A 14,418-nucleotide genomic window follows, 5' to 3' on the forward strand; every position below is an offset into this window, starting at 1 on the left:
TATGAGGGAGGTTATTGTTAAATCAAAGAAAGTAGGCGATTTTTTTATGACAAGAACAACATTTACCCCAGAGTTTAAACTACAGATGGTGCGATTATTTGAAAATGGTAAACCTAAATCTGAAATTGTACGTGAGTATGATCTAACCCCCTCATCATTGGATAAGTGGGTCAAGAATCATCAAGCGACAGGCTCTTTCAATCATTTAGATAACTTAACAGATGAAGAAAGAGAAATGAGACAACTCAGAAAAGAAAACCAGCAACTTAAGATGGAAAATGACATTTTAAAGCAAGCAGCGCTGATCATGGGACGAAAATAGATGTCATTCGTGAGAATGTCGATAAATATTCAGTATCAGCAATGTGTAAAGTCCTACAAATCCCAAGAAGTACCTATTATTATGAATTGAATAAACAGACTGTTGATAATTCAGAGGATATCATCAGTCATAAAGTCGTTGAGATATTTAATGCGAATCGCCAGTGTTTTGGCACACGTAGAATTAAGCATGAGTTAAATAAAATTGGTCTCAAAGTCTCTAGAAGACGCATCGGTCGAATTATGAAAGCAGAAAGATTGGTATCATCGTATACTTCATTGAAATATAGACCGCATTCCTCACAATACAATGAACGGAATATCATGAATAGACTCAGTAGAAATTTCATTAGACAGGCACCGATGGAGGTGCTCGTCAGTGATTTAACCTATGTAAAAGTGTCAGGAAAGTGGCATTACATATGTGTATTTATTGACCTGTTTAATCGTGAGATTGTTGGGCATAGTGCAGGTCCAAATAAAGATAGCCATCTTGTGTCATCAGCGCTGAGTACCATTAAACATGATTTAAGACAGGTTCAAATGTTCCATACAGACCGTGGGAAAGAGTTTGATAATCATTTGATTGATGATGTACTTGACACATTTGGTATCAAAAGATCACTGAGCATGAAAGGCTGCCCCTATGACAATGCGGTTGCTGAAACGACATTTAAGGCACTGAAAACAGAATTCATTAGACAGTATCATTTTACATCTCTACAACAGTTAAAAATTGAACTATTTGATTATGTGAATTGGTATAACAATATTAGACCACATGGTGCACTCGGTTATATGACACCGAAGGAGTATAAGGAAGCACTCTATAAAAACTGTCTAAAATACTGTTGACATACCAATAACTAGATGACTTCCAATACTTACGTTATATCATTCTCATAATTAATTATATATAAATACAATCTACGCAATACAATACACATATTGATTGATTTATGTATCTATTCTTTACTCTCAATGGAAATCTACTATTGGCACTTTGCAAATATAAATAAAAAATCCTTTAAGCCCGTATTCTTTAACTTTTTTAAGAAAGATTTCCAAGAAAATGTTAGTAAAATTGATATCCATTTCATTAATTTCAAAATTTTTCATTAGATTCAATAATATTTATGGCTTTGATTAGATACTTTATATAAATCAGTGATAATGTATGAGCTATAGAAATGATGATTTAACAATCTTTTATATATTTCCGTCATAGATCGATAAGGATTATAAGTTATTTCTACATGATCAGATAACATCTCTAGGTTTCGAATATTTTCATTAATATAATGTCTAAGCAAATTTTGAAATCTATCAAAATCTTCTAAATTATCCTTTAGTCTCTCCTATTCAATAATTTTATTAGGATTATATATATTCATAAAAAGTGCTTAATAATATTTCTTCATAACTCTCTCCCGTAACGCTTACTATAGAATTTAAATCCCTAATTTGTTGCCTTGTTAAATTCAGTATAACCTTCACATTTTATCTCTTTTTTGTATTGGTATTAAGTTGAACTGGAAAGTCAATAAAATTTAAAACCTTAAAAATTACATAGCATTTTTCTAACTTAGCTTTTTATAGAAGAAATCGCTAATTATTTATTTTTTTAAAACCATCTCTAAACACTTCTTCTGTAATAGATGCACCTTGAATGAGTTGTAATTGAAGGCGAGTATCGATTAGATTTGATTTTGATTTAAGTTCTGTTAATACATCGCTTAATTCATCTGTTCTATTTATATCAAAGATATTCTCAGAAGCCGTGACATCAAAGTTATGAGCGGTGTCTTTATAGGCTAATATCAGTAACTGATAATCAAATGCCCCTCTAACGGCATCTAATATTTCATTACCTTTATTGATGTCTAAGTAAATACTACTTATTTTGTAAAGTTCTTTTATTTTAGAAATTTTTTCGTTTGGATATAGGTACACATTGGGATTCCGATTTAGCTTCATTAATATATTTGACATTTCTGTTAGCGCAACGATGTGAAAGTTTAATGATGTATGTGTTTCGATTAAATCTTTCACATTTACAATTTGATCTGAGTTGGTAAGTATTAATACATTGTTTGTTTTTTTATTCTCTTGAACAAAATGATAGACGTATCCAGATTGATAGATTTTATCTCTATATTTATCTTCCATTAATTTCATTACTTGTTTATAATCATTCTCTCCACTTATCATAGCTCTGTATTTGTTGCCTGGTTTACTCAGAAGGTTCTCTAGATGTTTAATTGTATTATTATCAATTTGCTGTTGATTAAAAATAATGTTACCTGTGGCATTCTCTAAACTATTAATCGTTGCAGTGGTGAATACATAGCTATTAGTAAAGAAAGAAGAGTCCTGCCATCCATTCATAATTAAATAAAATTTATAAAATTCAACCTTTGAATAGAAATGATATCTTTTTCCTTGGAACAAAAGCTCTATATCATTAGTAATTAAATTCTCTGTCAAAAAGATTTCATTTCGATCATTAATATATTGTTTTAATATTCTTTGTCCAGTTTCCGGATTCACTATAAGATCAGCATATTTTAGACCATTCTTATCATAATAATCTATAAATTGCACTCTTCCTTTTAAATCAAACCATTCTACTCGTTCAACAATTCTTCTTTTATAATTGGCCTTGTAAAATATTTTCCCTTTTATAGATCCAGAATCTTTAATTAATGCAAAATTATTATTCCCTTCAATTTCCCAAGTTTTAGGAACTTCAACTTGATTAAAAAATAGAGGTTTTTTTTCACTCTTTTTATTTTCAGAGAAAAATGAAAAAGGACTATAGACTTCATCTGGTAGGAAGCCATCATCCTTCAAGATGATAGTTTTATTATTTACTTTCGAGTATTTCAATGATTTGTACAAAAGAATTGTTTTTTTGTTAAATGACTCAAAAAGATTAATCATATAGTACCTCCTCAGTGAGTCTTTGCCATTTATTAATTACATCTGACAGTTTAAAATCTTCAGCAATTCTATATGATGATTCATGTATTTTTTCTAAATCATCATTAAAATAATCGATAATCGCTTCCCTCAATTTTTCTATAATCATTTGATCTGTAGAGTTATTAAAATCTATATCGACAAGGTAACCATTACTACCATGATTAATAAAAGTAGGATTGCCATAATTAACATTAAAACCAATAATACCAAGACCCGATCCTACTGCTTCCATTAAGGTTAGACCAAAACCTTCACTCTTTGATCCTGATAGAAATAACTCATAATATTTGTATATTTCAGTTAAGTCTAAGTGTCCACAAAGTTTAATATAATCATTGGCATGATAAGATTCTATTAAATCATTCAATATTTTCTTTTGACCACCTTCACCATAAATATCAAAGGTAAGCTCTGGTAAAACTTTTTTCGCTTCAATCACTGCTTTTATAAGCCAATCTACATGTTTTTCTGTAGCTAAACGCGATGCTGTTATTATTGAATATGGTTTCCTTTCTTCACTGTATTTAATAGATTTTAAATTCCCAACTGGGATAGTAAAAATTCGTGGTGAATAATTATAGTACTTTTTAAATTGATTATTTAACACTTTTGATTGTCCTTCGGTCGCAGTGATGAAAAAATCAAATAGATCAACATTAGAAAAAACATATTCATAGTAGTTATTCCATAAAATATAATCCTCTGTTGTGTATGTGTGGTTGTAATGTTCAGCGTGTATAACAACACCTACTTTTGCGTCTCCCTTATTCTTCACTATTTCTTGGCCAATCTTGGCGTTTCTATCAATAATTAAAATATCGTTATCTTTTAACGACAAACATTTTAAAAAATATCCAACAAAAGCTGCTTTAGAATAAAAAATACTATCTTTAAAAACAAAAATACTATTGTTGTTACTTATAAATTCTCGATATGCTATGGAACCATTCTTGTTAAAGAAGCATCGTTTATATAATTTGGCAGTATTATTTTCTGGGACAAAATATTCACTTAATATTTTCGTATAGGAATAATAATCTCGTCGAAGAAGTTTTCCTCTTGAAATATATTCAACCCTATCTACATAAGGTTCATCCTTATCTTTTAAGTAACATATTAAATAACTTTTATTGTTATCATAAAAATATTTTACTTTATCTTTGTCAACTTCTTTATGACTAATCTCTATGTCCTGAGAATTCAATACTTGATCTATTGTTACTGATGTTTTAGCAATTTCTATATCTGTAAAGTATTGATAAATCCATATAATCTCATCATCTTTAAAACCAATATTACTTGTCAACGTCTGAATATTTTCCTTACCAATAAAATCTAAGAAAATAAATTTAAACTCTGTTTTTAACTTTCTTAAAGCTTGAGCTCTATATACTTGAGCATATTCCACTCCACTACTTGCCCAACCTATTCCAAAATTAATATTGTAAATTGTCAATACATCACATCCATATTTACATATTTAAAACACTGTTTTAAAAATACCCAAAAGTATCATTATTAGTAACATTAGGGTACCTAAAAATGATATTGTTAAAAACTGTTTTTTAGGTTTTTCATCTTCTTCAGGATTATAATTATTTAATTCCTCTTCAATTTGTCTGTTGATTTCATCTAATTCATTATCTTGATCATAGTTATTATTGACCATACTAGAAACTCCTAACCTTTTAAATAATATAGAAAATAAGCCAAGGATAATCCTTGGCTTATTTTTAATTTACTATACTAGTTATTGTTATTATACTCTTCATCTTTATTCTTACCTCTTCTGAATAAAGCTAAACCACTTAACCCAAGTAGAGCTGCGATTAAGCCGCTGCTAGATTTTGCTTCCCCAGTATCAGGTAATTTCTCAACGTCACCATCATTGTGATTATCCGATACATCAGATTGATTTTCCAAGATATCTTGCTCATCATCTTCAGAAACAAACTCTGCCTCGTTGATTGACTCAGAACTACTTAATAATTCGGAATTTAAGATTGATTCGCTTTCTGATTCTTTCTCACTAATTGACTCTGATTCAGAGATTGATTCGCTTTCTGATTCTGTCTCACTAATTGATTCTGATTCAGAGATTGATTCGCTTTCTGATTCTGTCTCACTAATTGACTCTGATTCAGAGATTGATTCGCTTTCTGATTCTGTCTCACTGATTGACTCTGATTCAGAGATTGATTCGCTTTCTGATTCTGTCTCACTAATTGACTCTGATGCGAACACTGACATGATAAATTAGTGGTTAGCTATATTTTTTTACTTTGCAACAGAACCGCCTCTTTCATATTGACTACATTTCTTATATGACTCTCATTTAGTAACAGAACTTTATCACCCTCTTACGATATTTATCTATATTCTATCTACCATTAAAATTAAAATCTATTCATAAAAAGTATACTGTCTCATTATGGTATAAAGGTTATATATAATGCTTTAAATCGGAGTGTTCTTATTATGAAAGAGGATAATATTCAAATCGATAATGTCTTAAATGAGTTGAAAGACTTGTTTACAAATGACTTATTAGGGGTCTATCTGTATGGTTCCTATGTTGAGAGTGGCTTAAAAACCAATAGTGATATTGATTTTTTAGTTATTTTAAATAGAGATATGACATATCAAGAGAAAGAACAACTAATTTCTAAAATTATGCCTATTTCCAAAAGTATTGGAGCGGACAGTAATCTCAGGTACATCGAGTTAACAGTGCTTAATTACAATGACAATGTCCCTTGGACCTATCCTCCTACTGAAGATTTTGTTTATGGAGAGTGGCTCAGGGAAGATTATTTAAACAATATAATTCCAACTAAGAAAACTAATTCAGATCTCGCTATTTTGCTTTACCAGGCGAGGTCAAACTCAATTTCACTTTACGGGGATAAAAATATCAAAAATCTAGTTCCTGAGATTCCTTTGAACGACTTACAAAAAGCGATTGAGGATGCTTCTAGAGTATTAATAGGTGATTATGAGGGTGATGAAACGAATGTCATTTTAACCTTTTGTCGCATGATTCTGACCTATACTACTGGTGAGGTCTATTCGAAAGAAACTGCCGGACAAATTGTTATGGAAAGCTTATCAGATGAAGAAGCTAAGCTAGTTCAAATGGCTGTTAATGATTATAAAACTGGGGAGTATATTGACTGGCATCTTTACCCAGTTGAGACTTTAATTCAGGTACTGCAAAATCGTATAGGACATGAATAATTTATCAATAAAGAGCCAGCAATCTTTTAATTAAGATTACTGGCTCTACTTTTTACCAACTTGCCTTTTTTACACCTGGAATCTGCCCTTTATAGGCATGATCACGAAAGGCAATACGAGACATATTAAATTTACGCATGTAACCACGTGGTCTACCGGTTACACCACAACGGTTGTTTACGCGTGTTGGTGATGAATCTCTAGGTAACTTCTGAAGTGCTTCATAATCACCTTTTTCTTTTAACTCTTTTCTTAACTCTGCATACTGTGCAACCATTTTTTCTCGCTTCTGTGCTTTAACTACTTTAGATTTCTTTGCCAAGTAAACACTCCTTTTGATTTTATCTTCTAACTCATCTAAGTGAATGCATTATAACGTAATCATTACGATTTATCAAAATAAAATATTATATAACAAAAAAACCGATGTATGATTTAAGATACATACATCGGCTTTGAAAGCAACTTTCTTATTCCCACTCAATGATGTACTCCAATTATCACCCTACAAGGGTTAATAAAAATCCTTTTAGATCAATGTTTTCCAACTATTTTCTTAAAAAGAATTCCAATACTATCTGCCCTTTTCCAGATAGTTTGCCCTTTTATTGCCCTGAAAACTCCACTAGGTTCTTATTTAAGAAACTTACTTAATTTAAAGTAAGAAGGCAGCATGTCATGTATAGAATCGATGTATTATTACCTAATTAATCATAGCAGTTATTTAGAGTACTTAAAGTTTATTCAAAAAACACAAGATGTTTCATTCAATCTCTGATGTGCTCCTCCTAAAGTAGACACTTAAAAATTAAAATAAAAAAAGCTTTCTAAATCTAGTAATTTAAGGATTTACAGTAAACGAATTTAATTAAATTGGTTCTAAAAAAAGTGTTACCTACACTTATAAAGTCGTTATTTACAATAGTATCTCTTAGCTCTTTTCCAATTTCTTTAGCTTTTCTCTCTAGCATAGCTTCTAACTCCTTTTTATTCTGTCCATCTTGAAACTCGACAGTTTCTGAGTATTCTGCTTTAGAATCCTTACCTTCTATGAATTCAAAAACAATATCAAAGTCTACAACTACTTTTTTAAAAGCCATAACCTCTCCCTCCAAATAGCCATTTATTATAATAAAAAAAGTTGGCTTTTTCACTTCTCTCATCATACCAACTATATAATCTAATTAATAGTTCCTTATATTACCACAAAACATACTTAAGTTATCGCTAAAAAATATATCAAAAACGTTTCATTACAAGAATTTTGATTTTAATTAATTAGAATGTTATAATGTAGATAACAAAAATTAGTTCCATGGAATCACCGAACCCCCAATCTACTGGTATAGATTGGGGGTTTTTTGGTGTGGTTATTGTCGCCTACTTATTGTTACGCTTATCTCACCAATAGACAAAGAGCGCAACAATGCCCCCTACGATAATTGGGGCAATGATGTTAACAAAAATTAGTTCCATGGTGTTCACCTCCTTCCTGGTCGATGTTCGCCCAGGAAGTATAGGCGACTATGATATTGTATCATTTTTTATGTCCCGCAATAAGATTCGATCGTGTTTTAATGTAGACGCATCAGTTAGACTGGTTGCCCGTAATATACTGGCTTCTCCGAAACGTCTTTTGATTTTATCATAGGAAAGTTATATTGTGGGGTGTGGGATAAAATAATCCGTGAGGACGCACTCATATGTTGTGATCGACGTTTCTGCATAACTTTTTTCTCCTGTGCTAGAAAAAACAGTGGAGATTCATTTATGCCGAGAAAACTTTTGGTGGGAAAAGCAACCCTGAATAAACTAAAAAACCGGTAGGCATATACCGCGAGGTATCAAAAATGCCTACCTACAGCTTTTGGGTTTTTAGGGTTGCCGTTGGTTCACACCAAAAGAAAATTGGAATAAAAATTATTGATATAATTAGTAAAAAATAAAAGTATATGAATGGAGAAGTGGATGGATAATAAACAATCATTTATCGAAAAAATAGTGACTTATGAACCTGTTTTAATTTCTGATTTATTAGCGTTTATTTCCTCAATAATTTTATTAATAATTACTTGGAAATCTGTTTCTAATGCTAAAAAGAGTAATGAAATCACTTTAGATTCTTTGAAAATTTCAGAAGAGACATTAAAGTTACAAAAACAGCAATTCAACGAAAATATTAAACCTGTTTTAGTGATGTATTTTCCTGATGTAATGACAGAAGAGAAATCTCATTTTAACGAAAGTTGGGTTGCTGAGAATGTGTCTATGCTTTTTGGAGATTATCGTTTTAGTATTAAAAATACATCAAAAAACATTGCTTATAATGTGAGGGTTTATTTGTATTTATATGCAGAAAATGAGACTTGGATGAAACATAAAGATAATGGTTATAAGGATTTGGGGTTAATATTTACTACTAACGGATCATATCATTTAGATAGTAATGAAAAATTAAAAAATACTATTCCTTATCACTATTTTAAAGGTAAGATGAAAAATTTTTATACTGACATTTATATAATAGTTTCGTATGAAAATAAAATTGGAGATGTTTATGAAGAAGGTTATGTATTAAGACAAATGGGTCATGTTTATGGTGAATCTCATGTCACTGTAAGTTTTGAACCAAAAAGTATGGAGGTTGTAAAACTAAAAGAGACAGTATTGAATCAAAAAGAATTTTTAGAAAAACATTTTGAGAAAGATCTTTTTTATTATTTTGTGCCTAAATAATTTTGATTTCTTCTTATCTTGATACTATACGTCACATTTCTGTTGATAAACACTATTTCATTTCTTTCTTAATTCTATATATAGTCTGTCGTGTAATTCCTACTTCTTTCACAATTTGGGATATGGCAATGACTTCTTTCAACTGAGAAACGACACGATGATACACGAGTCGCTTTTGAGGATCTTTCGCATTTGGAAAGTAAAGTATCGGTCGGCCTTTATAGATTCCTTTACTTTTTGCCAATTTAATACCTTGGGCTTGTCTACGCTTTGATTCCGAACGCTCCTGTTCTGCAATCATGCCTAGTATTTGGATGATTAGATCTTTGATGAACTTATCCAACAGTGGATTGCCGATCGCTTCACTCATAATAGGCAAACTTGTGATAACCAATTGAACATCTTTTTGCTTTAAGAAATTAACTGTATCTATGATTTCATCGTAATTTCTTCTTAATCGGTCAATAAATTCTACAATGAGTTGGTCTTCCGAACGCACAAAGTCTAAGACTTCTTTGAAGACACTGCGCTCATTTACGGTGGCACCAGATCTCTTTTCTCTAAAAACCTTTTCTGCACCAAATTCTTCTAATACTTCAATCTGTCTATTCAAATTCTGATCCAATGACGACACTCGAGCGTAGCCTATTTTCATATAACCATCTTTTCTGAATATAATTAAAATACACCCTAATCATACACTGAAAAACCAGTGAAAATAATATCCTTGTAATGTCTATTTAGGGTCTACCATAAATAGACGTTAATAACATAACATCAAAAAATATAAATATAATTGATAGGAAAAAGATAGTTGCGATTGTGTATCAATTAGAATGAGAGGCTTGACAATAATGCTAGATATTTTTAATATATGACTATATATAGATATACCAATATTAATATTAGACCTACTTAAATAGGGAGAGGTGAGTAATCATAAAAGACATGGAAGAAAACGAAACAGTGGTTAATCATAAAGATCTTGATGAAGAAACTTTATTTGTTGTTTCCCAGACTTTTAAAGCATTAAGTGACCCGACGCGAATCAGAATACTAAATTTGCTGTTTCTTAAAGAATATTCCGTAAATGATATCGCTGAAAACTTACATTTAAGACAATCTACTGTCTCCCACCAATTACGGTTTTTGAAGAATTTACGCTTGGTCAAATATAGAAGAGCGGGGACGACTCTATATTATTCCCATGACGATGCACATGTAATGAACATGTTGAAAGAAACAATTGATCACGCTTGTCATCACTGACCAAAGAAATATGAAAGAACTATATATATAAATCGATTTAATATATCGATCTGCAAATATTCAGAGGAGGGGATTGGATGAGTCAGGAGCATGACCATACACATGGTGCGAACAAAAAGACCTTGATGATCAGTTTCATAATTATCACAGTTTATATGATTATTGAAGCAATTGGAGGATTCCTGACAAATAGTCTCGCCTTACTAGCTGATGCGGGACATATGTTAAGTGATTCAATTTCGCTGGGTGTGGGATTGTTGGCTTTTATACTTGGAGAAAAAGCGGCCGATTATAGTAAAACATATGGATACAAACGATTTGAAATTCTTGCAGCAGTATTTAATGGCGTTACTCTGGTACTGATTGCTATCTACATTTTTTATGAGGCATATCAACGTTTTGCGAATCCACCTGAAGTGGCCTCTACTGGCATGTTGATAATTGCTACCATTGGGTTATTGGTAAATATACTTGTAGCATGGCTCCTCATGCGAGGAGGAGATACAAAGGAAAACTTGAACATACGTGCAGCATTTTTACATGTGCTGGGCGATCTGCTTGGTTCAGTAGGAGCCATTATTGCGGCGCTGATGATCATCTTCTTCAACTGGGGTTGGGCAGATCCGTTGGCGAGTGTGATTGTTGCAGTGCTTGTATTGATAAGCGGATGGCGTGTGACAAAAGATTCCATTCATGTACTGATGGAAGGCACACCCAAAAATGTTGAGATCGATGCAGTGATTAGAACCATAGAGCGCATTCCCGGTGTAAATAACATGCATGACTTGCATGTATGGAGTATAACAAGTGGTCAAAATGCACTCTCGTGCCATGTGGTAGTGGATGGCACCATTCCTATTCAGGAAAGCGAAGAAATACTGAGAACAATTGAACAAAAGTTGGAAGACGAGAATATTGGGCATGCAACTATTCAGATGGAAAGTGAAAATCATCCTCATAAAAATTCTGTAATGTGCAAGGATGAAAATCCGGAGCATGAACATTAAACAGTAGAATATATTGGATTGTAAAAAAGCTGTCATTATATTCTGGCAGCTTTTTTAGCACGTTTCATTACGATATATTTGACGATTTCATTACAACTTTTATAGCAAACATTGTATTAATTGTTTAAGTGATATCATTGCTATATAAAATATGATAGTTTGAACAGGAGAATGATACATGTTTGATTTGAGAATAATATTTATGGTTACAGATGTCACTTAAGACGCTATTTTACGCCTGTTTTTAAGCGCTATTTTGCACTATAACACATTTGAAAAAAGGTAGAACACAGCCTTTTATGTTCCAACTGTCACTTTCGATGTTATTTTGCACTGATTTAGGCGATAATTTGTACTATAGTTAAGAAACCCGGCTAATCTTTTCACAAAGACAGCTAGGCTTTAAAGTTGGTTATGCAAAATAACACTTAAAATATATGCAATTTATCGTCAAAAATGACACACATCTACAAATTGTTTAACCAGAAGATTACTTTTCTAATTATAAATGAAAAACGTTCGTAAAAGTATATGGAAAATATTGAACGTTCGTAAACTATTTTTATATGTTTAAGAACGTTTATTTTGATCTATTTCAAATGTTTTTAAACCGTTCTTAAAAGTGTACTTTTATGAACCTTAATGGTACTGTAAAATATTTAATTCAACTTATATAGTCGTTTCCCAATCCATGACAGACGCCTAGATACTAAAGTATAGTCATAAATTTTATGCTTTTCTCAATAGATATGAGGTTAGCGATTACTATCATTACGATATTTCCTTTAGGGTCGCGCACACTTGCCCAGAAATGAATCCGAAAATTCATGCCAATCATGCAGACATTGGTGGCATTTATCATCTTGTTATCCGGTGTTTACTTGCTTATTTATTTGACACACGGGCCGATTTTTTAATGCATGAAAAGGATGGAGTTAGTGGCAGATACAAAAATATTGAGGTGTTAGGGGCTCATCTTGTATCCGAAAATGCATGAAATGTGATTTACACGATGACATTAGCCGTTAATTTGCTTAACCATAGAAGATTTAAAAGAAAGTCTTGCTATATATTTAACAATGTTGTGCGGGATAACAACAAAATGAATCCACCGTTTAGTTAAATACGGTGGATTTTTTCAACCTTGGACAAGGTACGGGGTTTCATTAGATAGAAACAAGGCAAACGTATTACAGAGTGATTTCTATGAGGAGGATAATGATGACAAAGAAATACGATCTTATTGTGATTGGTTCAGGTTCTGCTGGTTCCATTACAGCAGCAAAATGTAATAAAGCCGGCTGGAATGTAGCTATGGTAGATGACAGGCCGCTTGGGGGCACGTGTGCACTACGTGGATGTGACCCAAAAAAGGTTCTACATGGTGCTGCCGAGCTTATTGATTGGAACAAACGAATGGTTAGGAACGGAGTACCATCTGAAGTCTCCATCAACTGGAAAGATCTAATGAGCTTTAAACGAACCTTTACAGATCATGTCCCGGAAAAAAAAGAGCAAGCATTGAATAAACAGGGAATCGATACGTATCATGGCAATGCATCTTTCATGAGTGAGGACAAACTTGAAGTGAATAAAGAAGTGCTCGAAGGGGGTCATTTCTTGATCGCTAGTGGTGCGAAACCTACCCCTTTGCCCATACAAGGAGAAGAACATCTTACTTATAGTGATGAGTTTTTGGAGTTGGATGAATTACCACAAAGAATCGTCTTTGTTGGTGGGGGGTATATTTCGTTTGAATTTGCTCACATCGCGGCACGTGCTGGATCAGAAGTTCATATTATCCATCGAGGTCAAAAACCTTTGGAGAATTTTGATATAGATCTTGTAGATATCCTTTTAGAAAAGTCGAAACAGATTGGCATACAGGTACATCTTCAACATTCCGTTGAATCCATTGAAAAAAACAAGGTAAGTTTCATGTGTACGCTCGAAAAAAAGAGGATATAACTCGGTTTGAAGCAGACATTGTTATTCATGGAGCTGGACGGGTCCCTGCCTTAGATATGAATCTTGAAAAAGGGAATATAGAAAGGAAAAAACATGGTGTCCATGTTAATGAGTATTTGCAAAGTGTAAGTAACCCGAATGTCTATGCAGCCGGAGATGCTGCAGCAACGGATGGCTTGCCTCTCACACCTGTAGCCAGTGCAGATTCTCATGTCGTAGCATCTAATTTATTGAAAGGGAACAGCAAAAAAATTGAATATCCCGTGATTCCATCTGCTGTATTTACCGTACCTAAAATGGCATCGGTAGGTATGAGCGAGGAGGAAGCCAAAAACTCTGACCGGAGTATTAAAGTAAAGCAGAAAAACATCTCCGACTGGTTTACGTATAAACGGACAAATGAAGACTTTGCTGCGTTTAAAGTGCTGATTGACGAAGATCATGATCAAATTGTCGGTGCTCATTTGATTAGTAATGAAGCCGATGAACTGATTAATCATTTTGCAACAGCCATTCGTTTTGGAATTTCAACCAAAGAATTGAAACAAATGATATTTGCCTATCCAACGGCAGCTTCGGACATTGCCCACATGGTGTAAGTTTACGTAATGTGAGATGTTTATAAACCACTTTATCGTCTAATCTTGTTATATGATCTTAGAATCAAAAAGAAAATAACTTTTTTGACAGCCGCATTTTTCAACGGAAGAATGTGGCTTCTTGGCGTGAAGAGCAGATAGCTTTATTCTTAAACTTCTAAAAAACTTATGTGAACAATTGATAAATAAGGTTTTTTATCTGATCTGTTTTATAAGATTATTCTATAAAAGAAAAATAATGTATGACTTAACCGTGTACTATGGTACAGAGTTTATACTTTTATTGAGGTGACAAT

At 32.5% G+C, this 14,418-nt stretch carries 13 protein-coding genes and 1 pseudogene; 6 read left to right on the forward strand and 8 right to left on the reverse strand.

From position 1 onward, the window contains the following. Positions 1-46: 46 nt before the first annotated feature. A protein-coding gene (locus EYB29_RS00570) for an IS3 family transposase (RefSeq protein WP_205710580.1) occupies positions 47-1,176 on the forward strand; the annotation gives its coding sequence in 2 pieces (ribosomal slippage) (positions 47-287 and positions 287-1,176; 1,131 coding nt in all). A 753-nt stretch (positions 1,177-1,929) separates the two neighbouring features. On the opposite strand, the gene gtfB is transcribed toward EYB29_RS00570, so the two are convergent. The 4 genes from gtfB to EYB29_RS11665 form a co-directional block, all read right to left on the reverse strand. Beyond that, positions 1,930-3,264: an accessory Sec system glycosylation chaperone GtfB gene (gene gtfB, locus EYB29_RS00575; protein ID WP_166626263.1), complete on the reverse strand. Its 1,335-nt coding sequence runs from the start codon at positions 3,262-3,264 to the stop codon at positions 1,930-1,932. Then, a complete protein-coding gene (gene gtfA, locus EYB29_RS00580; RefSeq protein WP_166626264.1) occupies positions 3,257-4,762 on the reverse strand; it encodes an accessory Sec system glycosyltransferase GtfA in 1,506 nt (501 codons plus the stop codon). The genes gtfB and gtfA overlap by 8 nt, the downstream gene beginning before the upstream one ends. A 24-nt stretch (positions 4,763-4,786) precedes the next feature. Next, a complete protein-coding gene (locus tag EYB29_RS00585; protein ID WP_166626265.1) occupies positions 4,787-4,975 on the reverse strand; it encodes a hypothetical protein in 189 nt (62 codons plus the stop codon). A gap of 77 nt (positions 4,976-5,052) precedes the next feature. Then, entirely contained in the window at positions 5,053-5,556 is a 504-nt protein-coding gene (locus tag EYB29_RS11665; protein ID WP_166626266.1) for an LPXTG cell wall anchor domain-containing protein, read from the reverse strand. 228 nt (positions 5,557-5,784) lie between these two features. Between EYB29_RS11665 and EYB29_RS00595 the strand changes: the two genes are divergently transcribed. Next, entirely contained in the window at positions 5,785-6,543 is a 759-nt protein-coding gene (locus EYB29_RS00595; RefSeq protein ID WP_051220547.1) for an aminoglycoside adenylyltransferase domain-containing protein, read from the forward strand. 52 nt (positions 6,544-6,595) lie between these two features. On the opposite strand, the gene rpsN is transcribed toward EYB29_RS00595, so the two are convergent. The 3 genes from rpsN to EYB29_RS11680 all read right to left on the reverse strand — a co-directional run bounded on the left by rpsN (position 6,596) and on the right by EYB29_RS11680 (position 8,019). Beyond that, complete coding sequence (rpsN, locus tag EYB29_RS00600) at positions 6,596-6,865, reverse strand: 30S ribosomal protein S14 (protein WP_026867169.1); 270 nt, start codon at positions 6,863-6,865, stop codon at positions 6,596-6,598. A 511-nt stretch (positions 6,866-7,376) separates the two neighbouring features. Continuing rightward, positions 7,377-7,643 carry a hypothetical protein gene (locus tag EYB29_RS00605; RefSeq protein WP_166626267.1) on the reverse strand — a complete coding sequence of 89 codons (267 nt, stop codon included), beginning with the start codon at positions 7,641-7,643 and terminating at the stop codon, positions 7,377-7,379. A 301-nt stretch (positions 7,644-7,944) separates the two neighbouring features. After that, positions 7,945-8,019 carry a type I toxin-antitoxin system Fst family toxin gene (locus tag EYB29_RS11680; protein WP_156889177.1) on the reverse strand — a complete coding sequence of 25 codons (75 nt, stop codon included), beginning with the start codon at positions 8,017-8,019 and terminating at the stop codon, positions 7,945-7,947. Between the two features lie 492 nt (positions 8,020-8,511). On the opposite strand from EYB29_RS11680, the gene EYB29_RS00615 reads away from it, so the two are divergent. Continuing rightward, positions 8,512-9,279: a hypothetical protein gene (locus tag EYB29_RS00615; protein WP_166626268.1), complete on the forward strand. Its 768-nt coding sequence runs from the start codon at positions 8,512-8,514 to the stop codon at positions 9,277-9,279. Between the two features lie 52 nt (positions 9,280-9,331). On the opposite strand, the gene EYB29_RS00620 is transcribed toward EYB29_RS00615, so the two are convergent. Then, on the reverse strand, positions 9,332-9,934 hold the full coding sequence (locus tag EYB29_RS00620) for a recombinase family protein (RefSeq protein WP_166626269.1): 603 nt from the start codon (positions 9,932-9,934) through the stop codon (positions 9,332-9,334). Between the two features lie 293 nt (positions 9,935-10,227). Here EYB29_RS00620 and EYB29_RS00625 point away from each other — a divergent pair, with 293 nt between their 5' ends. The 3 genes and pseudogenes from EYB29_RS00625 to EYB29_RS00635 all read left to right on the forward strand — a co-directional run bounded on the left by EYB29_RS00625 (position 10,228) and on the right by EYB29_RS00635 (position 14,122). Further along, the gene (locus tag EYB29_RS00625; protein ID WP_026867173.1) at positions 10,228-10,548 is read left to right on the forward strand and encodes an ArsR/SmtB family transcription factor; all 321 of its coding nucleotides are present in this window, start codon (positions 10,228-10,230) and stop codon (positions 10,546-10,548) included. Positions 10,549-10,625: 77 nt separating this feature from the next. Next, on the forward strand, positions 10,626-11,555 hold the full coding sequence (locus EYB29_RS00630) for a cation diffusion facilitator family transporter (RefSeq protein WP_026867174.1): 930 nt from the start codon (positions 10,626-10,628) through the stop codon (positions 11,553-11,555). 1,221 nt (positions 11,556-12,776) lie between these two features. Continuing rightward, positions 12,777-14,122: pseudogene (locus EYB29_RS00635) on the forward strand (dihydrolipoyl dehydrogenase family protein). The last annotated feature ends 296 nt before the right edge of the window (positions 14,123-14,418 follow it).

The organism is Jeotgalicoccus sp. S0W5 (assembly GCF_011634875.1).
Lineage (GTDB): Bacteria > Bacillota > Bacilli > Staphylococcales > Salinicoccaceae > Jeotgalicoccus > Jeotgalicoccus marinus.